This is a genomic window from Aeromonas mytilicola subsp. aquatica (genome assembly GCF_044336385.1).
Classification (GTDB): domain Bacteria; phylum Pseudomonadota; class Gammaproteobacteria; order Enterobacterales; family Aeromonadaceae; genus Aeromonas; species Aeromonas rivipollensis.
Window position 1 is genome coordinate 2,891,259 of record NZ_CP172298.1, and the last position, 26,668, is coordinate 2,917,926.

Here is a 26,668-nt window from a genome sequence, read left to right on the forward strand (position 1 = left end):
AATCATTCCTTTGGTAAAATATCAATTGCATCAGCCTTTATATATAAAGACTCATCCGTGTTAGGAACTAATTGTCTAGCACCACCCTTTCCATACTCTGGATAAGCCTCAGTGAATGGTTCTAGATCAGGCCCTTTCCCCCCATGACTTCTAGGCACTTCCACTCTTGGAACACCTGAGCCATCATATAATTGCAAAGTATCAAACTTGACACGTAATCGTCCATCACTCCATGACTTATCTGGATCATTCATCGTCACATGTTTTGGTGCTCGGATCTGGAATGCCTCTGTAACCTGATCACCTGTATCTAATTTATCAAAACCAAAATATGATAGTCGAGCCTCTCCCGTATTAATTGCATCTTGGCCGTATTTATATAATGAGCCATCATCATTTAAATACCTATCATACCTATACCCAGTACTCGGCAAAGTCGAGTCGGGGCCACTTGGGCCAACATAAAAATCGGGTTTACTTTGGCCAACACTCGGCGGTTCTTCCGGCCCACCTTGCAAGCTTGGGCTGGCTTTACCATCAATATTATTCGGCCCATTTTCTTTTACATTCTTCAACCCCAACGGATCCACCCAACCAATCGGGTTGGGGGCATACTGGTAGTTGTTAAGCCCGCCGGCCAAGCCTATCGGGTCGGGGCTGATAAATCTACCCGTTTCAGGTTGGTAGTAGCGGTAACGGTTATAGTGAAGGCCGGTCTCGGCATCAAAATATTGCCCCTGAAAACGCAAGGGAGTGGCAACCTCGGCGATCTCTTCCCGCCACACATTGCCATAGGCGCGATAACGCACCTGCCAGGCGGTCGCCCCATTATCACGAGTCAACGCCAGCGGGGTACCGAGGTGGTCAAGTTGATAATGGAATACCTCGGCATCCTGCCCTTCCCCTTCCAGCTGCACCAATGGCTTGAAGCTGCCCGGTTCATAGATAAAGCTGCGGTACTGCTCGTCGGTACGACGTTTATCATCACCAAGCTGATAACTGCTTTCGGCAATCAGGTTGTTCGCCTGCCACAAGAATTCGGTGACCAGCTCGCCCTTTGCCCCACTCACCGTCTTGCGAATACGGCGGCCAAAGGTGTCGTAGTCATAACGGGCCGTGGTACCATCCGGCAGTTCAGCCCTGACTAGCTGATGCTGGCAGTCGTAGTGATAACGGGTAACCAACGACTGGCCTTTGGCACGGCGCTCGATGGCCAGTCGGCCAAATTCGTCGTACTCAAAATGGCGATCACCGCTCAGTAGCAGCCGGTTCCCCTGGGTACGAGCCCCCTCAAACTGGCCACCCAGCGTCTGGCTCAACAGGTTGCCCGCCGGATCATGCAGGAACCGCTCGGTCAGTTCACCACGCACCTCCAGCAAGCGATCCAGCGGGTCGTAGCTGTAGTGCTGCGCCCCTTGCACGCTGTCATTGATCTGCAGCAGATTGCCGGTGCGGTCATAGCCGTAGCTCCGCTCACGGGCGACCTGTTTGCCCCGTTGCAGTCGCAGCGCAGTCAGGCGCCCTTGCTCGTCATATTCGTATTGTTGGGTCAGCGCCCCCTGGCTGCGGCGCATCTCAAGCCCGGCCAACATCTGGTGACGAGTCAGCTCATTTCCATTGAGATCGACGCCACTCAAGGCACCGTTCAGATAGTGGTAATCGAGACGATTGCCATCCGGCAGCCGCCACTGGGCGAGTTGCCCCATGACGTCGTGCTTGAAGTAGCTGGAAGCCCACCCCTGATGTTCGGCAACCAGATTGCCGCCCCTGTCATATTCAAAGGCAAGAGGCCAGACGCCATCATGGACCTGGGTCAGCTGACCATGTTGATCATAGGAGAACTGGATTTCACGGCCATCGGGCAAGGTTTTTGTAAGCAGCCGCCCCATGGGGTCTCGCTCATAGCGGGTGACCAGCTCTGTCCCCTGCTTGCCGAACTCGACCTTCTCGCTCAGGTGGCCATTGAGGTCGTAGCGATAAGCGGTGGTGCGGCCATCAAAGCCGGTTTCCCGCGCGACCAGGCCATTGGGGAAATAGTGAATGCGGTGCTGCTCGCCATGCTCGTTCTCAATCTCGCTCAAGAACAGCTTGGCATTGTCGTAGCGATACTTAAGCTCACTGCCGTCCGGGTTGATGCGGCGGCTCACCAGATGCAGGCCGGGTTGATATTCGTAGCGGGTCTCGCGCCCCAGCTCGTCCCACTCGGCCGTCACCTTGCCGTAGGCGTTATATTCGAAACGGCGGATGCCTCCACCAGGCAGATACACGGCTTGCAAGCGATCTGCCGCATTCCATTCATAATGGGTAATCGCACCATGCGGGTCGTGCCGTACAATCTGGCGACCCCGCTCGTCATAGCGCCAGCGGGTCACGCCACCGTTGGCACCCTTCTCCTCAATCAGCTGCCCAAGGCGGTTCCAGCCCAGTTCGATGCGGCTGCCATCAGGTTGCACCACGGTGCTGAGCTTGCCTTGCGCGTTATAGCTGTAGTGAGTCTCCCGCCCAAGGGGATCCCGTCTTGCAATCACATCCCCTTGCTCGTTGCGTTCAAAACGCCACTCACGATCCCCTTGTACGACTTTGCGAACACGGCCATCCCAGTAACTGTAGGCCGTCTGGTTGCCATCCGGGGCAACCTCGAGGGAGAGCAAACCCGCATCGTCATATTGATACCGGGTCTCGCCCCCCAGGGCATCGCGAGCCAGCACCTTCTGGCCCTTGTCGTTGTAAACATATTCAATGACTGCACCGTCCGGATCCTGCTGACGCACCAGGCGGGCATTGCTGTCATGTTGGTAGACTTCCAGGCTGCCGTCGGCGTTGTTGACGGTCACCTCTCCCTTGTCATCATCCCAGCCATAGCTGACATCGAATCGGGCGACATCGCTCCAGTGACGGATGGCGCGGGCGCGGCTCCCCTCACCTTCCCACTCCCAGAAGAAACCGGCCCCACCCGCGAGACGACGATCCAGGATCACCCCATCGCTGCGATAACGATAATGCTCCCTCTCTCCTGCCCCATTTTCGGCGGCCACCAGATGGCCAGCGTCATCGTAGTGATAGCGCTGAAGGGTAGCCTGCAGCTGCCAGTTGATGCCATCGAATCGCTGCAACTCGATGGCGGTGAGACGATCTTCTTGGTAGACGAGTCGCAGGGCCAGGCCACCATCGTGCTCAACCCAGCATGGGCGACCCTCGGCGTCCGGGCGCACCCTCAGGCGATTACCATAGACATCCGACATCGCCGTCAATCGGCCTTCATTTCCCTGCCAGATAAAATGCAGGAAGGGGGAGCCGGCCTTTGCCAGGATCACCTCATCGGTTTGATCCCCCAGGTAGGCTGCCGCCTCCGACACCCGGTTGGTTATCATGGGCCTCGTTGTCGACGGCAGCGGCAGCTCGACGGCTAACGACTCGTTATCGCGCCAGATCAGGGTCTCACCGCGGCGTTCGAGCCGGTGTGCCAAAGAGTGACTCCAGCCAGGTCCCATACCGCAGTGCTGCTCTACCGCCGAAGTTCGGTAGAGGCGGCCAAAGGTAAAGGGCAGCAGGCCAGGCAGCAGCGCATCTTCCAACGCCAGCAACTCCTCTCCTGTCACCATGGAGACAGGGCAGTTGTTCTTGCAGGTCTGTGCCTCAGGTTGACTGGATTGACCGGATGGCGTTTTTGCCGGTGTGGACACATCCGGCGTGCGGTTGATCTGCTGGACTTCGGTATGAGACTGGAATTTTCGTTTGGCGGCCGTCGCTTGCTCGACCTGAGTCAGGGCCTTGCCATCCCCCACCAGATTGAGATCGGCCTTCTTGGCCGGATTTAGTTTGGCCACTCCGGCCGTCAGTACCTTCTTGGCGCTCTGGGCATGCTGGGCCAGATTGTGCTTTTTGGAGAGCGTGACCAGAGAGGTAACCAGGCGCATCACCCGATCGCTGTTTTTGGTTATGGAGACGGTCTTGGCACCGTAACGGGCCGCAAGGCCAGCGCCACCAGTCAGCACCACACCGACGATGACGTCTATCAGCACAGAGGCGATTACCTGGGCACCAAACTCGGTCTGCTGATCCGGTGGCAGCAGCTTGACCCAGCTCACCAGGGCATAGGCATAGAGATAAAGCAGAGCTTCATCCTGCAGCACCAGCATGGCCGCCTCCATCTGGGAGGCACCCGCCTCGGCCATGGCGGCGGCATCGACGCCGAACTCGGCCAGTTTCTTGGCATTACCCACCGGATCGGCCAGCAGTTCGTAGATGGTCTTGAGATCATCCCATACCCCGACCAGGGCTTTACCAATACCGCTGGCTGCTGCCAGGGAATGACTGCCAAATCCGGCACCGGTCGCGCTGTAACGGCCCCAGGCGGCCTTGTGTTCGCCGTTCCACTCCTGAGTGAGCCAAGCTTCGAGATCTTTTTGTACCGGCGCATAGGATGCAAACAACGCATCGAGATCGCTCTTCTTCACATTGGGGTAGAAGGTCACCCGATAGGATTTGCCCGGGGTGAGCTTGCCTATCTCGGCAATACCCTTGGCATCCAGGCTGCCCTCCTTGACCACGGCCTCGGGCATGAAACCCGTTCTGGTCATGTTGCCAGCTTCCACCTTGTAAGGGGTGTTGCCGATGGGGATGAAGCGCACAGACTCGAACAGATGAACCAGGCGCAGAGTGCCGCTGAGCGGGCACTGGGTCACGACAGATTGGGCTTTACTGCTGCTGGATGAGGCTTTGATCGTCTTGTCGCCGACCTTGATGGTCTGCTCCATATCCATGCCGAGCATGTCACCGAGAAAGAAACTCTCCGCATCCTTGCGGTACTCTTTCAAGGCATTGCGATAGTCGGCAAGTACCTGGTTGAAGACGGCTTGGCCGGCATTGTTCATGCTTGCACCTCTTGACACAGCGCAGCTTCAAGCGCCGGGAATAATTCGGTATCACTCAAGGGGTTGCGTGCGACAAAGCGGGCAACCTTGAGTCGTAAATTGGTTTCGGGAAAGGACCAGTAGAGCTGGCCATTCTGATCGGCAAGCAGCTGCATCAGGTTGTTGACAAGGGGGGCTGGATCTCGTTTTGCCAGCACCGCGGCCAACGATTCGGGCAGGCTCCACCAAGGGAAGGGGCGTGGCGCCAAGGGCTCTGAAGGGGCCAATTCAAAGGCTCTGCCACAGACCCAGAGCTCACGCAACTCGGGCAACAGGGAGGTAAAGCGATCCCCCAGTTGTTCGATGATCGACGCCAGGTAAACGCCATCCCAGTAACGAAAAAACACCGCCTCCCCCTGGTGCAGGATCTGGGTCAGCCCCTGCAGATGAGCATAGAGTGTGTCGGCGGGTTGCTCCGTAGAGAGCAGAAATCCCCAATCACGGGCCGAAGTGCTGGACGCCCACTCCAGAAAGGCACTGCCCTCATCCAGCGCCACCAGATAGGGCATGACGGGGTGCCAGTCTGCATAGGCAGTGCCGAGATAGAGGCCACGGGGGGTATGACGGCCATCCAGCCGGTAGTAGTGCTGTAAGGGGGCGGCATCGCTGGCCCCCGCCAGCACGGCATACAAAGAGGATGAGCTGTGGGCGCCGATCCACTCGGGTAACGAGATGACCTCAGATCTCACAAGCCCCCTCCTTGCACTTCTCGCACTCCTCACAGAAAGGAGCCGCACTCTTCATGGTGGCGAGCTGAGCCGGGCTCAGCGGCACCTTGGGTGGGGGAGGTACGGTAACCCTCTGGGGATCGATGGGAGACTTGCCCGCCCAACCGGCGCCCGAGCCCGGGCTGCCGCCCGAGTTCATCTTGATGGTGGGGCCGACCAGGGTGACGCCACCGCCATCGACCTTGATAAAGCAGCCGCCCACCTTGACGGTAATTTCAGATCCCGCTTCCAACACCACCTTGGCACCGGCTTTGACGTGCACTTCCTGCCCGGCCTGGGTGAGCCAGCTCTGTCCGAGCTTCTGGTGCATAGACGCATCCACGGTCAGCGAATAATCGCCCTTGATCTGGTCGCGTTTTTCGCCTTCCACAGTCAGATGGTCATTGCCCAGGCTCGGTGGGGCCCCCTCCTTTCCCGGCACCTTTCTGATGCGGGTCACCCGCTCATTGTCGATGTCCCTGTGCTCATCGTGCTTGATGTGCCAGGCGGCGTCGTTTTCGATGAGCAGGTTCAGGTCTTTCTGACCGTGGATGTAAATCTCTTCCTTGCCAGCCTGGTCTTCGAAGCGCAGCTCGTTGAACCCTTCACCCTGATGGGTTTCGGTGCGCAGCACTGTGCGGGTCTTGTTGGCCGGCAACTCGTAGGGAGGCCGGTTGGTGGCGTGATAGGTGCGACCCGTGACGATGGGTTGGTCCGGGTCTCCTTCGAGGAAACTCACTATGACCTCGTGGCCGATGCGCGGGATGGCCATGATGCCGTACTGACCGCCCGCCCAGCCCTGACTCACCCGTACCCAGCAGGAGCTCATGTCATTGGAACTGCCGTATCTGTCCCAGGGGAATTGCAGCTTGACCCGGCCGTGCTCGTCGCAGTAAATCTCCTCCCCCTCCGGCCCCACCACGGTGGCGATTTGCGGACCGTCCACCATGGGCCTGGCCGGCATCAGCGCCCGCCAGGTAGTGCTCGCTTTCACCACCCCGAATTCGTTGTAATAGACGGTGGGGCCGCTCCCCCCCTCCTCTTCCAGCGCCTGGGGCTGCAAGCCGGTGTGGCTGATGCGCACCACTTGCCAGTCGGTATTGAGTGTCCCGTTCGGGTGTTCGGTCAGCGAAAAATACTGGCCCGGCAGCAGGGCCGCGCTGTTGGACTTGCCACTGCCGGTGACAGCGTCGTTGCGCAGGGCATCCAGCCTGTGTTGGGCAAAGGCCTTGCCGCTCGGGTCCAGCTTGTAGCGGCCCGGGTAGTCGAAGTGCTGGTAGGTATCGCGCTGGTGCGCAAGCTCTGCCCCCATCTTCTTGTGGGAGAGGCCATAGGCCGGGGTCTTGAAGCTGTAGTCCTTGAGTTCTACGTCAGAAGGCCGCACCACCTCCCGGTAGTGGAACTGCCGCACATAGGGGCCCTGCTCAAGAGAGCGGTTACCGAGATTGAAGAAAAGCTCGGGGCCGGCGGTCAGGGCCGCCGCATCATCGGCGAACACCACCCTGTGCTTGCCCTGCTCAAATTCGTGGAAGTAGAAGAGCCCCTCTTCGGCAGCCAGCCGATTGAGGAAATCGAGGTCGGTCTCCCGGTACTGGACGCAGTATTCCCGCTGGGCGTGCTCGTTCTTGAGCGCAAAGGCGTAGTCTGTGATGCCGTGCTCTTGCAGCAGGATACTGAGGATTTCGTCGGGCTTCTGCGCCTGGAAGATGCGAGAGTTCTGGCGAAGCGACAACCGCCATAGCGCCGGTTTAACTTCAAGGGTGTAGCGGGTACGGCGAAAACCGCTGTCCCCCTGCGCCATGTCGCTCACCACACCGCACACCCGCCGTTGCAGCTCGCCGTTGTACCACACCAAGAGCTCGCAGGGCTGATCCAACACGGCGCCGAAATCCACATCGGGCTCGGGACTTGCCAGCTCCAGACGCAGGTTGAACGGCCGGTTCAACCCTTCATCCAGGGCAAACTCCGCCACCACAAAGGTGCTCTCGGGCAAGGCCCCCACCTTGACGGTAAATTGTAATCCTGTGCTTTCTGCCATCGGTGCGCCTCTGCTGTGAACCCGGCCCTGCAATACTGCCGGGTGACGTCAAGGGGAGTGAGAGATCCGCCCTGGCTGCCACTTTTTCGCCGCCATGGCTACCGCACGCCCAAAGGCGCGCGGTTGGAACTTCAGTCGAGATCTTTCTTGTGCTCGCTCACAGCTGCAAACAAGCAGAAGAAAAACAGACAGGGCGTTATTGAGTGGGAGTCACAAGCAGGCCGGCATCCCGGCCTTCGTGGTCACGCCAGATTGGCCTGGATGTATTGCGCCATCTGGAGGCTGCGGGCATCACCGCGTCTTTGCAGCTCAGCGAGCACCTCTTGCAGGGTGCCGCGATACACCAAAGAGCCCCGCACCAGGGTTCTATGGCTGTGGCCAATGTCGGTGAAGGTGGCGCCCCCTCTGTGCAGGTGGATGTGCGGTTCATTGGTATCGGGATAGAACGACTCTCTTGGCATGCTGCCTCCTTGTCTGATTCAGAAAAGGGAGCCCCCGAACGAGTGCTCCCTCATGGCATCAAGCCTCGATGGGGGCACGCCAGTCGTCGGCACCCGAGGTACCGGCTACTGTGTGTTCCCAGTCGATCTTGCGGTAGGCCAGGGAGACCTGGATCAGCTGGGTGAAGTCGGCGTTGGCCGGATCCTGGCAGTGGGGCATCTGGCAGTCGATGTCGACTATGGTGGCATCGGTCAGCACGGTAGAGAAGAAGTGCTCCTGCTTGCCTTCCACCGAGGTGCGGTACCACTTCAGGGTCACTTTCGGCAGCATCTCGCCGGAGGCCAGGGAGTTGTACATCAGCGGCACGGCCTTGTTCAGGGCCACGGTGAACTTGAACGGCTTGTGGACACGCTGGCCCGCAGGCTGACCGGATTGCGGGTCGGTCGGGACTGTGACGACGTGCTGGAACTCTTGCACCAGCATCTCGTCTTCGTGACCCTGCACGAAGATGTTGCCGACGGAGTCGGAGGTGAAGGCACCGGCGGTGATGTTGCCCTGGGTTTTACCTTCGATGCTGATATAACATGGAGTTGGCATGGATTTGCTCCTGATGGGTTGAACGGTAATGACACTCAACCGAAACCATTAGCAGTGACCGTGCCAATTCATTTTTTTGTTATAAAACAGATACTTGAAATTATTTTTTGCCCACTTCCCCATCAACAGGCCGCAACACCTTGCGCACCCAGTATCTATCGCTGGCATTTATTGCAATGACAGCATTTAACCCCACCATTACGGCAAGATATTGCCCACACCAGCATGTGATACTGCCATCAGCGATGAATGCATGGATCCTCTTGCCGTTATCTCACCCATCGCAGCCCCGCTTTCTCTTACACGGCTCGGCCCTGAGGCAAGGAGCCGTACCAGCCATCATCGGGAAAGCGGGCGCTCCCAAAGGGTAAAATTGTCGTGGGCAGATCACATCGCCAGTCCATGGCAAACGCTATACCTATAGCCATGGGGCTTGGCTCAGGGGCATTACGGTTGAACCCGCCGTCACGACAGCCATTTTCCTCTGCCAATCCTGTTTTCATATGGGGTTTTCAGCCAACAGAGAGGCTGAGCTCAGAGGATCCGTCATGGTGCACTCATGACACCAAGCCCGAATCCCGGCACGCAGCAGCCTCCCCTTCCCCCCTGGTGGCAAGAGGAGTCGGTGGCGGCCGGATGGCACATTTGTCGCACAGCAAGGTGGTCCCATCATGTCGCATCACAGGCCTGTCACCCCGCCCGATCCCCTCAGCCCTCCCCTGTCCGATCCCAGCAACTTCTCCCTGATCCTGGGGGGCCCCCTCTATCAGCTGTGGAGCCGGGCGCATCTTGGTGACATAGAGGCGCACATCAGGCGACGGATCCTCGTCCTGAGCGGGATCTGCTGGCTGCCCCTGTTGTTGCTGTGCGGATGGGACGGCAGCCTGCTGCAAGGGGTGGCGGTGCCCTTTCTGCTGGACGTAGAGACTCATGTCCGCTTTCTCATCTGCGTCTCCTTGCTGGTGTTCGCCGAACTCGTCGTCCACCAGCGCATCCGGGGGATCGTCAGCCAGTTCATCGAACGGGGGTTGATCTCGCCGCTCTCCTTGCCACGCTTTCATGACGCCATTCGCAGCGCCATGATCTGGCGAAATTCGATCCCCGCGGAGGTCGGGCTTATCCTGCTGGTCCTCTCTATGGGGTACTTCATCCGGACCCACACCTTCGTCCTGGAGTCCTCGACCTGGTACGCCACCATGGAAGGGGGTAGCCCGACCCTGACCCTGCCCGGTTTCTGGTTTTTCTGGGTGAGCAACCCCATCATCCAGTTTCTGCTCCTGCGCTGGCTCTACCGGCTCCTGATCTGGACCCGCTTCCTCTGGCAGGTCTCCCGGATCCCCCTCTCCCTCATGCCGACCCATCCCGATCGCAACTGCGGCCTCGGCTTTCTCGGTGGCTCGGCCTACGCCTACTCGCCGCTGCTGACCGCTCTGGGGGCCCAGCTTGCCGGCTTTATCGCCAACCGGATCTTCCATGACGCCGCCGTGCTCACCGCCTACAAACCGGAGATCATTCTGCTCGCCGGCTTCGGCTTGCTGCTGGTGCTGGCACCTCTGACGGTCTTTGCTCCCCATATTCTGGCGGCCAAGCGTCTGGGACTGCGGGAATATGGCGCCCTCGCCGCCGAGTACAGCCGCAGCTTCGAGCACCGCTGGCTGCGCACGGCGGACAGAGACGGGGAATCCCTGCTCGGCGCCTCGGATATCCAGTCCCTCGCCGATCTGGGTACTGCCTATGCCGTCATCAAGGAGGTCAGGCCCATGCCATTCAGTCGGGACATGTTCCTGCAACTGGTGCTCGCGACTGTGGTGCCCTTCCTGCCCCTGCTCCTCACCCTCTTCTCCTTCGAGACACTGCTCGACAGGCTGGTGGGGGTGATCTTCTGATGCAGATAGGGAAGGAAAAGTCGACCTGAGACGGACGGAATACCATCTCCGGCAAGGAGACACAGCCACCCTGCGCTGAAGCCGAGGAGATGACGATCCCAACAACAAAAAAGCCCGACCATCAGGTCGGGCTTTGAATGTGGCGGTGGGCCCGGATTGACTCGCGCCATCCCTGGCGCTCACCCTGTGGATAGCCTGCGACTTTCCAAGCGGGCTATCCTGCCCTCTTGTCGAACCAGGGTCCGAACCGAGCCGCCCCTCGCTGGGCATCAGGGAATATGATAACCCCAGATGCAAAAAACCCGACCATAAGGTCGGGCTTTCAATTTGGCGGTGAGGGAGGGATGATTCGCCACTGCGTGGCTTACCCCTTCGGGGCGGCCGTTGGCCGTTCATCGCAGCAAGCTGCTCTGCTCGAACCCGGCGAGGGTTCTCACCCTCCCTCTATGGGCATCAGGTTTGCGGTGCCCCCAGATGCAAAAAGCCCGACCATAAGGTCGGGCTTTCAATTTGGCGGTGAGGGAGGGATTCGAACCCTCGATACGTTGCCGTATACACACTTTCCAGGCGTGCTCCTTCAGCCACTCGGACACCTCACCAAATTTTTGACTGCTGTTTAACGTGTTCAATCGCCACGTGGTTTGTTGCGCTGCTGCGCTGGAACGGGGCGTAATGTAAGGGATAGGAGCAAGCCGGTCAATCTCATTTTTCATCTTTTGCTATCGTTTGCTCAATTTGCGAACCAACTGACCAAAAAGATGCCGTTTCCTATCCCTTTACGTCAATTTTCAACCGCTTCGTGCAAATGTTCCCCTCTGATAGCCTCCTCTAGCGAGCCGTAGAACTCCAGCTCACCCGGGACAGGACGCACCTTGGCCCGCGCCAGGGTCTTGAGGGGCTGGAACTGCAACTCGGCCACCTTCAGCTGGACCCCCGACTTGGCCATGCGTTTGGCAAATTGCTGGAAGGCAGAGAGCCCGCCGGCGTCCAGGATGGAGACGGCCTCCATCTGCAGGATCAGCGCCTTGTGCTCCCCCACCTGGGCCAGCAGCTCCTCGAAGACCCGCTCGGCGGCGGCAAAGAACAGGGGACCGTTGATCTTGTAGAGCAGGGTCTGCGCCGGCACTTCGCTGGCATAACGGCCGTGCTCGGCCAGGTTGTGCAGTCGGGTCATCTTGGCGATTTCACGCATGAACAGCAGGGACGCCAGGATCACCCCGAAGGTGATGGCGATGACCATGTCGAAGATGACGGTGAGGGACAGGCAGACCAGCAGCACCAGCACATCCGAGCGGGGCGCCCTGCGCACCAGATCCACTACCTTGTGGGCCTCGCTCATGTTCCAGGCCACCAGCAGCAGCAGGGCGGCCATGGCAGAGAGCGGCAGCCAGGAGAGCCAGGGGGCCAGCACCAGAATGGCCGCCAGCACCACCAGAGCATGGACTATGCCGGAGATGGGCGAGGTGGCCCCCGCCCGCACGTTGGCGGCGGAGCGGGCGATGGCGGCCGTCGCCGTGATGCCGCCGAAGAAGGGGGCGAGTATGTTGCCAAGCCCCTGCCCCACCAGCTCGCCGTTGGAGCTGTGCTTGCGCCCCGTCATGCCGTCCAGCACCACGGCGCAGAGCAGGGATTCGATGGCTCCCAGCATGGCCATGGAGAAGGCGGCGGGCAGCAGCCGCTCTATGGCCGCCAGATCCCAGACCACGGGGGCGCCGTCCGGCCCGGGCAGTGCCCAGGGCATCACCAGGGTCGGCGCTATGGGGGGTATCCCCATGCCCTGAGTGCCATCGGCCAGGGTATAGCTGAACTTGCTGCCTATGGTGGCCACGTCCACTCCCAGGGCGTGCAGGCCGACACCCAGGCCTACCCCCACCAGCACGGCCGGCAGGTGACCCGGCACCGGCAGCCGCAATCTTGGCCAGAGCAGCAGCACAGCCAGGGTGGCCACCCCCACCAGGGTATCACCCCACTGCCAGCTGGGCAGGGCATGGGCCAGCGCCTGCACCTTGCCGACATAGGTTTCCGGCATCTCGGGAACGTGCAGGCCGAAGAAGTCCTTGATCTGCAAGGTGGCGATCACGATGGCGATGCCGCCGGTGAAGCCCAGGGTCACCGAGGGCGGAATGTATTCGATGAGGCGACCAAGGCGCGCCATCCCCATGGCCACCAGGAAGAAGCCGGAGATGAGGGTCGCCATCAAGAGGCCCCCCACCCCGAATTGCTGGGCCACCGGATAGAGGATCACCACAAAGGCGGCGGTCGGCCCCGAGATGGAGAAGCGCGAGCCCCCCGTCACGGCGATGACGATGCCGGCGATGATGGCGGTGTAGAGGCCGTGCTGGGGCGGCACCCCGCTGGCGATAGCCAGCGCCATGGCGAGCGGAATGGCGATGATGCCGACCGTGATGCCGGCGATGAGGTCGCGGCCGAAGCGCGCCACACTATAGGGTTCATCGATGCAGGATTGGCGCAATGCGATAGCCAGCTTCACGCCTTGTAAGGAAGCTTGATTGTGCATGTCTAGGGTAATACCAGAAGAGGGAGACAAAGGCCGGAGTGAACCGGCACCCGATCATCATCAAGGGCCGGCAGAGCTGTCGACGCGGCGATGGTATCCAGAGCAACCATACCCGAGCCGGCCCGATAATTCGATGGGCAGGATCAAGAAATGGCCATTACCCCGCATTATTCTCATCGATAGCTCGCATATCGCCGATTTTCCCAGCCATCCCTTCATCTACCTGGTCATCACGAACCTGCATCTTCCCCGCATCCCCCGCCCAACGCCTCAGAGGCAAACCCATCGACAGGGGGGATATCGCCGATATGTATCACCTCCCCTCCATGATCGGCTCATCCATTGCCTCGCCCCCTCCAGGCCGGGGCGCGCCTTCACGGCCAGCTCAACCGTGGCTGCAGGCAGGGCATCTCAAGCTGCTGATTGTGCTGAAAATAGTCCACAGCGCCCAAGTTTTGGGCAAACGGGCCGAAAAGCCATTTTTCCGTGGAATGGCGGGTTGACACCCGTCCGAGGGATCATTAATATCCGCTCCGTCTCGACGAGACAGGCAATTCCTCCTTAGTTCAGTCGGTAGAACGGCGGACTGTTAATCCGTATGTCACTGGTTCAAGTCCAGTAGGAGGAGCCAATTCCCTCGTAGTTCAGTCGGTAGAACGGCGGACTGTTAATCCGTATGTCACAGGTTCAAGTCCTGTCGAGGGAGCCATCTTCTAAAGCCCAGTCTCAGGACTGGGCTTTTTCGTTTCCCCTGCCCCAGGGCGGGGCAAGGCGAAGCTGCGCAGCCTCCCCTCCCTGTCCGCCTCTGCTCATCGCGCCTGGGGCGCTGCCACAAGATGACGCAGGACTACCCTCTCTGGGGTACCAGTCTGGTGCAGCGTCCTTTCCCCCTTGATGACAACGCACTCATCTCTCTGATTTATCAGTATAAAATTACTCATATCGGCCTTCATAGCGACTCCATTGACTGGCACAGCCCTTGCAATTCCTGACCTCAGGGACGTCACAAGGAGTTGCCTATGCTACCCATCAAGCCGCCCGGACCCGGTTGCTACGACGAGATGTTGCTCGCCAACAACCAGTTTCGCGATCACTACCACGCCTATCTGGCGTGGCTGCACCAGACCGACGAGAAGAGCATAGAACGCAAGCGTGAGGAGGCCGATCTGCTGTTTCACCGGGTCGGTATCACCTTCAACGTCTATGGGGATGGGGACGGCGCCGAGCGCCTCATCCCGTTCGACAGCATTCCCCGCATCATCCCCGCCCAGGAGTGGCAGCATCTGGACAAGGGGATCCGCCAGCGCGTCACCGCCCTCAACGCCTTCCTGCACGACATCTATCACGATCAGTGCATCCTGAAGGCGGGGGTGATCCCGGCCGCCCAGATCCTCACCAATGCCCAGTACCAGCCCTGCATGCAGGGGGTCGACCTGCACCGCAACACCTATGTCCACATCACAGGGGTCGACATCATCCGCAACAGCGACGGTGACTACTACGTGCTGGAGGACAATCTGCGCACCCCCTCCGGGGTCTCCTACATGCTGGAGAACCGCAAGATGATGATGCGCCTCTTCCCGGAGCTGTTTCACAACCAGCCCATAGCACCGGTGGAGCGCTACCCGGCTCTCTTGCTGCAGACCCTGCGCGAGAGCAGCCCGGTGGACAACCCCTGCGTGGTGGTGATGACCCCGGGCCGCTTCAACAGCGCCTACTTCGAGCACAGCTTCCTCGCCCAGCAGATGGGGGTGGAGCTGGTGGAGAGCGCGGATCTGGTGGTCAAGGATGGTCAGGTGCTGATGCGCACCACTACGGGGCTGAAACGGGTGGATGTCATCTATCGCCGCATCGACGACGACTACCTGGATCCCCTCGCCTTCAACCCGGACTCCCTCATAGGCGTGCCGGGCCTGCTCTCTGTCTACCGCGCCGGCGGCGTGGTGCTGGCCAATGCCATCGGCACCGGGGTGGCCGATGACAAGTCCATCTACCCCTATGTGCCGGAGATGATCCGCTTCTACCTGGGGGAGGAGCCCATCCTCAACAACGTCCCCACCTGGCAGTGCCGGGAACCCGATGCCCTGGCCTATGTGCTGGCGCACCTGGAGGAGCTGGTGGTCAAGGAGGTCCATGGCGCCGGCGGCTACGGCATGCTGATCGGCCCCTGCGCCAGCCGCGAGGAGCTGGCCCGTTTTCGCGAGCTGCTCAAGGCGCGCCCGGACAACTACATAGCCCAGCCCACCCTCTCCCTGTCTACTTGCCCCACCTTCGTCGAGGCGGGCATAGCCCCCCGCCACATCGACCTGCGTCCCTTCGTGCTCACCGGCCAGGAGCTGCGCCTGGTGCCGGGCGGCCTGACCCGGGTCGCCCTCACCGAGGGCTCCCTGGTGGTCAACTCCTCCCAGGGCGGCGGCACCAAGGACACCTGGGTCATGGAGGGCAACCCATGCTGAGCCGCACCGCAAGCGAACTCTACTGGATGTCCCGCCACCTGGAGCGGGCGGAGAACACGGCGCGCATGCTGGACGTCACCCAGACCATGTCGCTGATGCCCTCCATCGACGCCGATCACAGCGAGCTGCTGGCCCCCCTCACCATTAGCGGCACCCACGAACCTTTCCTCGCCCGCTACGGCCAGGTGAACATGGAGAACCTGCTGCAATTTTTCTGCTTCGACGAGGAGAACCCGAGCAGCATCTTCAGCTGCCTGCGCATGGCCAGGGACAATGCCCACGGGGTGCGCGGCAAGATCCCGGGGGAGGTGTGGGAGAGCATCAACGCCGCCTGGATAGAGATACGCCGGCGCCGCAAGGCGGGGCTTTCCAGCGGTCAGGCCCAGGAGTTCTTCGACTGGATCAAGGAGCGATCCCACCAGTTCCGTGGCGCCACCTACGGCACCATGATGCGGGGGGACGTGCTCTGGTTCCTGCGTCTTGGCACCTTCATCGAGCGGGCCGACAACACGGCGCGCATTCTCACCGTCAAGTATCAGGTGATCCGGGAGGACGAGGACAGCGTGCGCGAGTTCTACCGCTGGAACGCCCTGCTGCGTTCGGTGGGGGCCTACGAGGCGCACCAGACCCTCTACAAGACCCTCTCCCACGCCTCCATCGCCGAGCTGCTGATCCTGCGCAACGAGGTGCCGCGCTCCCTGCGCGCCTGCCTCGACGAGATGGAGCACATCCTGGCCCAGATCGAAGGCAACGCCGGCCAGGCGCCGCGCCGCCTCACCACCATACTCAACGCCCATCTGACCTATGGCGCCATCGAGGATGTGTTCGCCCTCGGCATGCAGGCGTACCTGAGGGACTTTCTCAGCGACATCGGCGCCATCGGCCAGAGCATCCACGCCGCCTACCTGGAGGTATTATGAGACTCATCATCGATCACCAGACCCGCTACCACTATGCCGACGTGGTACGCCGCAGCACCCAGTACCTGCGCCTGACCCCCCACAGCACGGCCCGCCAGCAGATCCTCTCCTGGCAGCTGGAGCTGCCGGGGGAGGCCACCTGCACCACGGACGGTTACGGCAACATACTGCACGTGCTGAGCCTGGAGTCCCCCCACGAGGGGATATTGATCCGCGCCCGTGGCGAGGTGGAGATCCGCGACGACGCCCTGGAGGACGAAGAGCACTCCCTCATCTCTCCCCTGAGCTACCTGAGGCCCACCACCCTCACCTGCCCAAGCGAGGCCCTGCGCGCCCTGGCGCAGGAGTGCCTGCCCTCCGAGCCGACCCAGGCCGACCTGCAGGGCCTGATGGCGCGCATCCTGGCCCGCATGCCCTATCAGCCGGGCAGCACGGACGCCACCTTCAGCGCCGACGAGGCCCTCGCCTCGGGCAGCGGCGTCTGTCAGGACCACACCCATGTCTTCCTGGCCTGCTGCCGCCACGCCGGTCTGCCGGCCAGGTACGTGAGTGGTTACCTCTACAGCCAGGACAGCAGCCACGTGGCGATGCACGCCTGGGCCGAGGTGTGGATTGAGGCGCGCTGGCACACCTTCGATGTCACCAACCTCACCTGCTCCGCCAACGAGCACCTCAAACTCGCGGTCGGCATGGACTACCTGGATGCCTGCCCGGTGCGCGGGGTGCGCTACGGCGGCGGCTGCGAGCAGTTGCAGAGCCAGGCACGGGTCACCCGCCTGGATGGGCAGCAGCAATGAGGGCCCAGGGAGTGCTGGCGGGAGCGCGGCCATGACCTATTGCGTCGCCATGTGCCTGCAAGATGGCATCGTCTTCGCCTCCGACTCGCGCACCAATGCGGGGGTGGACCACATCGCCACCTTCCGCAAGCTGCACCTCTTCACCCGGGAGGACAGGGTGATAGTGCTGCAAAGCGCTGGCAATCTGGCCACCACCCAGAGTGTCATCAGCCTGCTGACGGAGGGGCAGGAGCTTCTTGCCCTTCCCAGCCTGTACGAGGTCGCGGCCCTCATAGGCCAGACCATACGCACCGTCATCAGCCGGGATGGGGGCCAGCAGCAGGGGCATGTCAACTTCGGCTGCAACATACTGCTGGGGGGGCAGATCCGGGGGGAGCGCCACCGCCTGTTCCACATCTACCCGGAGGGCAACTTCATCGAGGCGGGCCCGGACACCCCCTACTTCCAGATTGGTGAGAGCAAGTACGGCAAGCCCATCATAGATCGCATCATCCACCATGAGACGCCGCTTCAGACCGCCATGCAGTGCGCCCTCATATCCATCGACTCGACCCTGCGCAGCAACCTCTCGGTGGGCCTGCCCCTGGATGCGCTCGTCTATTCCGAGGGGAGCTTCTCGGCGGCACAGCTGCACCGCATCACAGAGCAGAACCCCCACTTCCAGGCCCTGCGCAAGGCCTGGGGCGAGGGGTTACAGCGGCTGTTTCGAGATCTCCCCCCCTTCCCCCTCTGAACGGGCGAGGGAGCGCCATGGCGCTTTCCCGCCCCCCTCTTTCCAGATATTCTGGCTGCCATTCGCTTCCCTCTCGATGGAGTCCCCATGCGCCGCTTCAACTTCATGCTCAACGGCAGCCGGCTGATGATGTTCCCCTTCTATGTCTGCATCCTGGTGTGCGTCGCCCTCTTGATGGTGAAATTTGCCATGCAGCTCTATGTGCTGTGCCGCGACATCATCGAGATCGATTATCTGGATCTCATCACAGGGGTGCTCACCCTGGTGGACTTCGTGCTGGTGGCCCAGATGCTGATCCTGGTGGCCATCTGCGGCTATGTGCAGTTCATCAAGACCCCGGAGCAGCGGGCGGCCCTGGGGGACAACTGGCTCAGCAAGATCAACTTCGCGTCCCTCAAACTCATCGTCATCAACTCCCTGGTGACCATAGCCGGCATCGAAGTGCTCAAGGCCTTCCTGGAAGATGGCACCGGCAACGAGATAGAGATGAAGTGGTCTGTCATCGTCTTCCTCGCCTTCTCCACCGCCGCCCTCATCTACGCCATCACGGAGCGGCTGGCTGATCACAAGTGACCCGGCCCTGATTTCATTCAGGATCTATTCATCAGTGGCCGAATTGATAACTCTTTTCATTACCCTTACCCCATTGTAAACTTGCTCGCCCCGGGCCGAACCGCCCGGGTGCTGGAGCACCTATGACAAGCCTTTCCCTCTCACCGCGACACCTCTGGCAATGGCTGGCCTATCACCATCAGGCCGCCGAGGGCTCCCTCTACCTGATGTTCTTCTCCGGCCTGCTGCTGTGGGAACCCCTGACCCCGGTCTGGTCCCTGGCACGCTGGAACCTGTTTCTCCATGTGATGCTCTCCCTCTCCCTGTTTCCCCTGTTGTTTGGCGCCTTCTGGCTCTCCCATCGCAGCCTGCTGAACAAGAGCCGCAAACCCTTTCTGCGCACCACTGGCCGCATCATCGAAGGCCTGCTGCTGGTCTGTCTGGCGAGCGGCCTGCTGCTGGTGCTGCACGGCACCCCGGGGGACAGCCTGGGCAACCTCGCCAGCTGGGCCCACTGGCTGAGCGCACTAGCGTTGACGCCCCTGGTGCTGCGCCACGCCTGGCGCTGGACCATCTTGAAATGGCGCACCTGATCCCATGTTGAAGCTGTTGTTATCCCTGATGTTCGCCGCCCTGCTGCTGGGCAGCTCCCTTGCCAGCGCCCAGGAGATGGGCACGGCCATGGTAGCCTATGACGAGGGCGACGCCCCTCGCCTGCTGGTGGCCAACCAGAGCGCGGGCTCCGTCACCCTGCTCGAGCGCGATAGCGGCAAGCGACTCAAGGAGGTGCAGCTAGGGGGCGATCTGCGCCAGCTTGCCCGCGCCGATGACGGCACCCTGCTGGTCACCGACTACAGCGGCGATCGCCTGCTGCTGCTGGACGAAGATCTCGACCTGGAGAGGGCTATCCCCACCGGCCATAGACCCTATGGGGTCATCTTCGATCCCAAGCGGCGCTGGTTCTGGGTCACGCTGTTCGAGGCGAGCCGCCTGCAGGCCTACGACAGCTCGGGCAAGCTCCAGCTGGATGTGACCGTTGCCGAGACTCCGCGTGGACTGGCCCTGACTAACGACGATCGCCTGCTGCTGACCCACGCCATGACTGGCCAGCTCGCCATCTATGATCTCGCCAAGCTGGGCAGCGGGATCACGGGCGCCACCCTGCCCAAACCCAAACTCATCACCCTGGCCGAGACCCACAGCGACACCCCAAGCGACTCCCAGGGTCTGCCGCGTCTGCTGGACGGCATCGCCCTCTCCCCCGATGGCAGCGAAGCCTGGCTGCCCCATGTGCTGTGGAGCTTCGACCACCCCTTCCAGTTTCAGAGCACCGTCTTCCCGGCCGTCTCCATCATAGATCTCGATGAGGAGCAAGAACGGGTAGACGAGCGCAAGCAGCTCTTCTTGCAGATCAATCTGCCAAGCGTCGGCAACCGCAGCCAGATCGTCTCCAACCCCTTCGCCGCGCGCTTCGCCGCCGATGGCAAGCGGGTCTACCTGACCCTGGCGGGCTCGGAAGATCTGCTGGTGTTCGACCTGTCGCGCAGCGGCAAATCCAACAGCAACCGTCACAGACGCAAGAAGTTTCAGGGGGGCGCCAAGGCGACCCAGCTCTTGCGCCACCTGCCGGGCCAGAACCCACGGGACTTGTTTGTAGACGGCGACCACATTCTGGTGCACAACGTCATGGGGCAGGATCTCACCCGCCTCCATACCGGTGGCAGCGGCCCCTTCGCCAGGGTCACGGTCGATGTGCCCCACTTCGCCAAGCTGGTAGAGACGGATCCGCGCCCCGAGCCCCTCAAGCGTGGCGAGCGGCTGTTCAACCTGGGCAACACCGCCGCCAATGCCCGCTTCCCCATGGCCGGGGACAACTGGATGAGCTGCAACTCCTGCCATCTGGACGGGTTCAACTTCACCAACCGCCATCTGATGGCGGCCCATCGCCAGAAGAGCGGCGACAACGCCATCAACGGCCACGCCAACCTCGCCAACATGGTGGCGGGGGACTTCGTCGGCGAATACCTGCGCATGACCCAGCAGACCCAGGGCGGCATGGGCCACGACGGTCGCGATGGGGCCGAGACTGTGGATCCCGTCAAGCCCCAGCCCGAGGTGAAGGCCATGATGGAGGATCTGCACGCCTTCGTCACCGCCGATGGCAACCTCCCCTATCTCGCCAACTGGCTGCGGCTCGATGCCCCGCGCAGGGATCCCACCAAGGCACCGACCACCCATCCCAAGGAGTGGCTCAACTCCGCCTCCTGCCAGAACTGCCACCAAGAGGCGTTCAAGGACTGGAGCGAGAGCAACCACAGGCTGATGGGCAACTCCCACCCCTACTACAAGGTGGTGCAGGCGTTGGCCCGCGAAACCGAGGGGGAAGCCTTCGGTCAGTGGTGCCAGGGCTGCCACATGCCCCAGCAGGTGCTGAACGGCCAGACAGAGCTGCCCAAGGGCTCCCACATGTTCGAGCAGGGGGGGGCCTCCCTGATTGCCGCCCACAAGGCAGGCGAGCCCGTGGTGGAGGAAGGGACAGGCTGCGTGCTCTGCCATCGCATCACAAGGCTCGAAGATGCCGGCGGCAACAGCGCCTTCACGGTGAACCTCAAAGACCGCGAGAGCTATGTGTTCGAGGATGCCCCGGGGGGCAGTGCCCGCCACTGGCTGGCAGAGCGGCAGATCAACGCCCGTCCCGCCATGCACAAGGCCTCCTACCAGAAAGATTTCTACCAGGATGCGGCCCTGTGCAAGTCCTGCCACAACGAGTTTGCCCCGGGCAGCGGCGCCAATATCGTCAACACCTGGGATGAGTGGGAGAGCTCCAGCTTCGCCAAGGCGGAGGATCCCGCCAAGCGGCGCACCTGCATCGACTGCCATATGAACCCGGAGCCGGGCAATGGCGGCGCCCCTGTGGCGGGCCAGTCCACCGAAAACGGCACAGTGAAAGAGCGCCTCTATCGCCACAACTTTACCGGTGCCCAGCACCAGCTGGTGGGGTTACGAAATCCAGACCTTGAGCAGGAGAGCCTGGCGCTCTTGCGATCCAGTGCTACCCTTTCGGCCCGTATCGAACAGGCTGCCGAAGGGCAGCAACTGGTGGTGCGGGTCGCCAACACAGGCGCAGGCCACGCCCTGCCCACCGGAGTGGCCGATTTCCGTGAACTCTGGCTGGAGCTGACCGTCACCGACGCCAGCGGCAACATAGTGCTCACCAGCGGCCAGCCGGTGCAGGGCGCCGTCCCCGAGGATGCGCGCTTGTTCCGCAAAGTATTCGGCGATGCCGAGGGCAAGCCGGTGGGGCTCAAGTTCTGGCGCTACGCCAAACTGCTGGAAGACACCCGCATCCCGGCCGATGGCTGGCGCGATGAAGCCTGGCCGCTGCCAGCGGATGCCAAGGGGCCCTTCCAGGCCGATATCAGACTCAATTTCCGCACCTACCCCAAGTGGGTCAGTGATGCGGTGCGCGCCGCCGAGCCGAACCTGCCGGCGCCACCCATAGTGCTACTCGCTCGGCTACAACTTAATCGGCTGCAACTGACCCTGCAGCCCCTCCCCGTCACGCCCGATACGGAGCCTCAATCCTGATGTTTGCAAGTTTTCTCATTACCCTGCGCGAGGGGCTGGAAGCCTTCCTGCTGGTGGGCATCTGCCTCTCCTACCTCGCCAAGCTGGGGGCGAGCCGCTACAACAAGTTCATCTATCTGGGGGTGGGGCTGGGCCTCGTCGCCTCCCTCGTGGTCGCCTTCCTGTTCCAGGTGGTGGTGAGCCAGTTCGAAAGCGAGCGTTACAACCACCTCTTGATGGCGGGGATCCTGATCTTCGCCACCCTGGTGCTCACCTATATGGCAATCTGGATGCAAAAACAGGCCAAGTCCCAGGTGGGGGCCATGACGGCACGCATCGATGCCGCCATCGACGGCGGCAACCTGTTCGGTCTGGTGCTGCTCGCCTTCCTCGCCGTGATGCGGGAGGGCTTTGAAACCGTGCTCTTCTTCTCGGCCCTGGTCTATTCCGGGCAAGGGGTGGATCTGCACGAGGGACTGATGGGGGCGCTGGCGGGGCTGCTGGTCTCTGTGGTGCTGGTGTGGGGGCTGCTGCGCTCCACCCGCAAGGTGGCGCTGGCCCCCTTCTTCCGCTGGACCGGGCTGCTGATCATCATCATAGCCGCGGGGCTGCTGTCGTCCGCCGTCAACATGTTGCAGGCGGCGGACGTCATCACCTTCTGGACCACGCCCGTGTTCAACATCAGCCACATCCTCGACGATCAGGGGGTCTTCGGCACCTTCCTGCGCGCCCTGTTTGGCTACAATGCCTCACCGGCCGGCTTGCAGTTGCTGACCTGGGCCACCTATCTGGCCATCTTTGTCACCCTCTGGCATCGCAGCTATCGTCCTCGGGTGCAGGGATAAACCCGCCCCCGGTTGCAACCCCATTCGGGGCCGCGCCCTGGCGCGGTCCCCTTAGATATCAAGCCGTTTCGGAACACTCATGAGCGACAACAACAAGAAGATTGCGGTACTGGGTGCCGGTCCCGCCGGTCTGATGGCCGCCTGGCGCCTCTGCCAGGCCGGTTTTGCGGTCACCCTGTTCGAGCAGGAGAGCGTGGTCGGCGGCATGTGCGCCACCCAGACCTTCAAGGGGCGCGACGGAGAGTACCGCTTCGACTACGGCGGCCACCGCTTCATCACCAAGAACCCCGAGCTGCTCGCCTTTATCGACGAGCTGATGGGGGACGACTTGCTCCACGCCGAGCGAAAGAGCGTCATCCGCTTCAGCGGGCGCACCTATGACTACCCCTTGAACCTCACCAACCTGCTGAGGACTGCCCCCCTAACCCTGATGGCGGGGGCGGTGAAAGACTTGCTGCTGTTGCCCTTTGCCAAGAAGCCGGACGATTTCGCCAAGGCGAGCTTTGCCGAGTGGATCCAGAGCCACTTCGGCCGCACCCTCTACCGCCAGTTCTTCGAGGGTTACACCGGCAAGCTGTGGGGCATCAACCCGGACAAACTCTCCGCCGACTGGGCCGGTCAGCGCATCAGTCTCATCGATTTGAAAGACGTGGCGCGCCGCCTGCTACCAAGACGCAAGGGCAACCTCTCGGTGCGCACCTATGCCCGCAAATACCGTTATCCAAAGTATGGTTTCGGCCAGATCTTCACCACCCTGGGGGAGCGGCTGGTAGCAGAAGGCGTGACGGTCAAGACAGGCGCCACCATCAGCCGCCTCGAGCAGGTCGATGGCCGCATTGAGCGGGTCTATTGGCAACAAGAGGGTATTGAGCAGAGTGAGGCCTTCGATCAGGTGATCTCCACCCTGCCGCTGCCGCTCACCTGCCAGCATCTGGGCTTGCCGTGCGATCTGCACTACCGGTCGCTCCGCTTCGTCAACATGCCGCTTAAACAGGAGAACCTGTCGGACAACACCTGGCAGTACCTCTCCGACCCCCATATTCTGGCGACCCGCCTGCAGGAGCCGCGCCGCCGCAGCCCCTTTATGGCGCCACAGGGCCAGACCTCGGTGATGCTGGAGATCCCCTGCAATCCGGGGGATGCCACCTGGCAGGCACCGCTGGCCGAGCTGCGGGGCCGGGTGACAGAGGATCTGGCAACGCTTGGTGTAGATACCCAAAAGCTTGGGGACGAGACCTTCGAGGCGCGAAGCGAATACGCCTATCCGCTGATGGATCTCGGCTATCAGGCGCGCCGCAACGAAGCCATTCAGGCACTGATGCCGATTGGCAACCTCATCATGACAGGTCGCCAGGGGACGTTTCGCTACATCTTCACCGACACCGCCATGGAGATGGGGATGATGGCCGCTGACATGGTGATCGACGGGGTGGACAGACGCCACGCCATCTTCAATCATCGCAACGAAAACACCGTGATCGAGACCCAGAGCGTGGCGTAGCAACAGGAACAACCCCCTCCCGGCCTCCCCCTTCGAAAGGGGGAGGGTAAAAACGCCCTCCCCTGACAAGGGGAGGGTCGGGGTGGGGTCCAACGGATCAGGACTGGCGCCATGCCGTCAGGACAAATCAACAAGGAGAACAGGATGACCATACGCCACGGCTTGATCGCCCTCGCCCTACTGACGGGCCCGCTGCTGACCCTGAGCGGACAGGCGCAGGCTTACTCCTACGCCGCCGCTGGCAAGGAGCCGCTGATCGATGCTCGCGAGGCGCTGCTGGGCGCCGCCACTGACGGCAAGGATGCCAGCGCCACCTTGAGCGAGATTGCCGAGGAGCTGACCTATCTGGAACAGCATCACAAGGTGACACTGCAAGCGCCCCTGGCCGCCGCCATCAAGGGGAAAGATGCCGCTGCCACCGCAGCTTTGCTCAACCGTGCCTACAAGGCCGAGATCGAGCGTCGCCTCGAGGGGGCCGGGCAGAACCTCGGCGATTACCAGAGCGCCAAGGTGCTGGTGGTCAAGAGCAAGCGCTTCCTCGACCTGATCCTCCCCTCCCTCGGTGAAGGGGATCGCAAGGCCGCCGAACAGGCCCTGGCCAAGGTGCTGGACGCCATCGGCAACCCTGGGGTATTCGGGGTGGGCGCCAAGCCTGCCGATGCTGCCGCCTTCGCAGAAGCCGAGAAAGCGCTGATGGCCGTGCTGGCGCCGCTCTGATGACCACCAGCCAATCATTGCGCCATCTCGCTGTGACAAACCGTGGGTTTCGCTTCGCGCTACCCACCCTACGCACAGCCTGCCGATAGATGCACCCGGATGCCGGTTTGCCCCCTTCTCCCCTTGCGGGAGAAGGGATGGGGATGAGGGGGAAGGCAAGGTCTCGGCGTTGGGCTTCCCCCTGCACAACCACCATTTGGCTGCTTGCCCTGCTGCAAGGGGTCTGGACGGGCTGGCTATTTACCTTCCCGGTGGCCCTCGATTCCGACGATGCCCTGAATTTCGCCCACGGGGTAATGCGCTTTAGCGTGCTGGAGTTCTCCCCTCACTTTCCGGGCTACCCCGCCTTTATCTGGCTGGCGCGGCTGATCAATCTGGCGGTGGACGATCCCGCCGCTGCGGTGCAGTGGGCGAGCCTCCTGGGCACAGCGCTGATAGCGCCGCTCGCCGCCTTGCTGGCGGTGCGATTGTGGCAGCGACCAAGCCTGCTCGCCCCCGTCTGGCTGCTGGTGCTGGCCCTGCCGCTCACCCCGACGCTGGCACTCTCCGGCCTCTCGGACGGGCCCGCGCTCGCCGCCTGGCTCGGGGCTCTGCTGGCCTTGCAGCATCGCAGGATAGCGCTGACAGGCCTCATGGTTGGATTGCTGCTGGCCCTGCGCCCCTCCTATTTTGTGCTGGCCCTGCTGCCGCTCTGGCTCGGGATAGAGCACAAGGGTGAGCGGCTTAAGTTTCTGTTTCCCATCGCCCTGGTAGGGCTGATAAGTCTGCTCTTTGTCTGGCAGGCCGATGGCTGGGCCTATTTTGGCGAGGGGCGACGCTTTACCGACGGCCACTTCACCCTCTGGGGCAACACGGCGGCGGCCCACGGCGACCGGCTGCTGAGCTGGGCCCGCACCTTCCATGATCAGCTCACTCCGCTCTGGCCCTTGGCTGTCGGAGCCTTGCTGGTGCTGCCGCTCAGGCAACGAGTGCGCCAGCAGCAGAGCCTGTCGCAACTCTGGACCCTCTACTGGCTCGCCCTGCTGCTCTGGACCCTGTTTGGCCAGAACCCGGACAATCCCCGCCATCTGGCCCCCCTCAGCCTGCTCGGCATAGTGCTGCTGGCGGGCAGGCTACCCCTATGGGGCGAGCGACCAGCCATGCTGGGGGCCCTGTTGCTGCTGATGAGCACTCTCACCCCGCCTGCCGCGCCCGCCATGGTGCAGGCCGCCCGACTGGCCGAACGGACCTGCCCGGCCCTGGTGACCCAGTGGGGGGTGCGGCTGCTGCGCGAAACAACCACCCTGCCCGTCACCGATGGCTGGTACCAGGGGGATGCGGCCCTTGCGCTCACCCAGGGAGCCTGCCGCCTCAGCCGCCGCCCCATAGCGCAGAGCGAGATGCCGCTCCCCCACCAGGCGCACTGGTTTGCCCCCCGCTTTGGCGCCGAGCCCGGCCTCTGGCTCGCCATACCGCGCTGACAGGCGCAGGGCTCTGGCCC

18 protein-coding genes, 3 tRNA genes and 1 other RNA gene are annotated in these 26,668 nt (G+C 61.9%); 14 read left to right on the plus strand and 8 right to left on the minus strand.

Annotated elements, in window-relative coordinates:
* Positions 1 to 2: 2 nt before the first annotated feature.
* The 5 genes from ACFWHB_RS13190 to hcp1 form a co-directional block, all read right to left on the minus strand.
* Positions 3 to 4,874: an RHS repeat-associated core domain-containing protein gene (locus ACFWHB_RS13190; protein WP_395948615.1), complete on the minus strand. Its 4,872-nt coding sequence runs from the start codon at positions 4,872 to 4,874 to the stop codon at positions 3 to 5.
* The gene (locus ACFWHB_RS13195; protein WP_395948616.1) at positions 4,871 to 5,602 is read right to left on the minus strand and encodes a DUF4123 domain-containing protein; all 732 of its coding nucleotides are present in this window, start codon (positions 5,600 to 5,602) and stop codon (positions 4,871 to 4,873) included. Before ACFWHB_RS13195 ends, ACFWHB_RS13190 begins: the two co-directional genes overlap by 4 nt.
* A complete protein-coding gene (gene tssI, locus ACFWHB_RS13200) occupies positions 5,592 to 7,658 on the minus strand; it encodes a type VI secretion system Vgr family protein (RefSeq protein ID WP_395948617.1) in 2,067 nt (688 codons plus the stop codon). Before tssI ends, ACFWHB_RS13195 begins: the two co-directional genes overlap by 11 nt.
* 242 nt (positions 7,659 to 7,900) lie before the next feature.
* On the minus strand, positions 7,901 to 8,119 hold the full coding sequence (locus ACFWHB_RS13205) for a hypothetical protein (protein ID WP_139746077.1): 219 nt from the start codon (positions 8,117 to 8,119) through the stop codon (positions 7,901 to 7,903).
* Positions 8,120 to 8,177: 58 nt separating this feature from the next.
* Positions 8,178 to 8,696, minus strand: a complete 519-nt coding sequence (gene hcp1, locus ACFWHB_RS13210) for a type VI secretion system effector Hcp1 (protein WP_025326621.1) — start codon at positions 8,694 to 8,696, stop codon at positions 8,178 to 8,180.
* Positions 8,697 to 9,367: 671 nt separating this feature from the next.
* Between hcp1 and ACFWHB_RS13215 the strand changes: the two genes are divergently transcribed.
* Positions 9,368 to 10,582 (plus strand): hypothetical protein, encoded by a 1,215-nt coding sequence (locus ACFWHB_RS13215; RefSeq protein WP_106887082.1) that lies wholly within the window; start codon positions 9,368 to 9,370, stop codon positions 10,580 to 10,582.
* Positions 10,583 to 10,910: 328 nt separating this feature from the next.
* On the opposite strand, the gene ACFWHB_RS13220 is transcribed toward ACFWHB_RS13215, so the two are convergent.
* The 3 genes from ACFWHB_RS13220 to dauA all read right to left on the minus strand — a co-directional run bounded on the left by ACFWHB_RS13220 (position 10,911) and on the right by dauA (position 13,100).
* A non-coding RNA gene (locus ACFWHB_RS13220) (RtT sRNA) lies at positions 10,911 to 11,039 on the minus strand.
* 54 nt (positions 11,040 to 11,093) lie between these two features.
* A tRNA-Ser gene (locus ACFWHB_RS13225) sits at positions 11,094 to 11,181 on the minus strand.
* Between the two features lie 182 nt (positions 11,182 to 11,363).
* Positions 11,364 to 13,100: a C4-dicarboxylic acid transporter DauA gene (gene dauA, locus ACFWHB_RS13230; protein ID WP_163149127.1), complete on the minus strand. Its 1,737-nt coding sequence runs from the start codon at positions 13,098 to 13,100 to the stop codon at positions 11,364 to 11,366.
* Positions 13,101 to 13,655: 555 nt separating this feature from the next.
* On the opposite strand from dauA, the gene ACFWHB_RS13235 reads away from it, so the two are divergent.
* The 13 genes from ACFWHB_RS13235 to ACFWHB_RS13295 all read left to right on the plus strand — a co-directional run bounded on the left by ACFWHB_RS13235 (position 13,656) and on the right by ACFWHB_RS13295 (position 26,648).
* A tRNA-Asn gene (locus ACFWHB_RS13235) sits at positions 13,656 to 13,731 on the plus strand.
* Positions 13,732 to 13,733: 2 nt separating this feature from the next.
* Positions 13,734 to 13,809, plus strand: a tRNA-Asn gene (locus ACFWHB_RS13240).
* Positions 13,810 to 14,119: 310 nt separating this feature from the next.
* A complete protein-coding gene (locus ACFWHB_RS13245; RefSeq protein WP_395948618.1) occupies positions 14,120 to 15,556 on the plus strand; it encodes a circularly permuted type 2 ATP-grasp protein in 1,437 nt (478 codons plus the stop codon).
* Positions 15,550 to 16,476: an alpha-E domain-containing protein gene (locus tag ACFWHB_RS13250; RefSeq protein WP_106887085.1), complete on the plus strand. Its 927-nt coding sequence runs from the start codon at positions 15,550 to 15,552 to the stop codon at positions 16,474 to 16,476. Before ACFWHB_RS13245 ends, ACFWHB_RS13250 begins: the two co-directional genes overlap by 7 nt.
* A complete protein-coding gene (locus ACFWHB_RS13255; protein ID WP_395948619.1) occupies positions 16,473 to 17,273 on the plus strand; it encodes a transglutaminase family protein in 801 nt (266 codons plus the stop codon). Before ACFWHB_RS13250 ends, ACFWHB_RS13255 begins: the two co-directional genes overlap by 4 nt.
* A 31-nt stretch (positions 17,274 to 17,304) precedes the next feature.
* Complete coding sequence (locus ACFWHB_RS13260; RefSeq protein ID WP_395948620.1) at positions 17,305 to 18,006, plus strand: peptidase; 702 nt, start codon at positions 17,305 to 17,307, stop codon at positions 18,004 to 18,006.
* Positions 18,007 to 18,093: 87 nt separating this feature from the next.
* The gene (locus ACFWHB_RS13265; RefSeq protein ID WP_106887087.1) at positions 18,094 to 18,579 is read left to right on the plus strand and encodes a YqhA family protein; all 486 of its coding nucleotides are present in this window, start codon (positions 18,094 to 18,096) and stop codon (positions 18,577 to 18,579) included.
* Positions 18,580 to 18,701: 122 nt separating this feature from the next.
* Positions 18,702 to 19,151: a hypothetical protein gene (locus tag ACFWHB_RS13270; RefSeq protein WP_111912365.1), complete on the plus strand. Its 450-nt coding sequence runs from the start codon at positions 18,702 to 18,704 to the stop codon at positions 19,149 to 19,151.
* A 4-nt stretch (positions 19,152 to 19,155) separates the two neighbouring features.
* The gene (locus ACFWHB_RS13275) at positions 19,156 to 22,146 is read left to right on the plus strand and encodes a YncE family protein (protein WP_395948621.1); all 2,991 of its coding nucleotides are present in this window, start codon (positions 19,156 to 19,158) and stop codon (positions 22,144 to 22,146) included.
* Entirely contained in the window at positions 22,146 to 22,970 is an 825-nt protein-coding gene (locus ACFWHB_RS13280; protein ID WP_106887089.1) for an FTR1 family iron permease, read from the plus strand. Before ACFWHB_RS13275 ends, ACFWHB_RS13280 begins: the two co-directional genes overlap by 1 nt.
* A gap of 79 nt (positions 22,971 to 23,049) precedes the next feature.
* Positions 23,050 to 24,471 carry an NAD(P)/FAD-dependent oxidoreductase gene (locus ACFWHB_RS13285; RefSeq protein WP_395948622.1) on the plus strand — a complete coding sequence of 474 codons (1,422 nt, stop codon included), beginning with the start codon at positions 23,050 to 23,052 and terminating at the stop codon, positions 24,469 to 24,471.
* A 144-nt stretch (positions 24,472 to 24,615) separates the two neighbouring features.
* Entirely contained in the window at positions 24,616 to 25,188 is a 573-nt protein-coding gene (locus ACFWHB_RS13290; protein WP_395950204.1) for a hypothetical protein, read from the plus strand.
* 200 nt (positions 25,189 to 25,388) lie between these two features.
* A complete protein-coding gene (locus ACFWHB_RS13295) occupies positions 25,389 to 26,648 on the plus strand; it encodes a hypothetical protein (protein ID WP_395950205.1) in 1,260 nt (419 codons plus the stop codon).
* Positions 26,649 to 26,668: the final 20 nt, after the last annotated feature.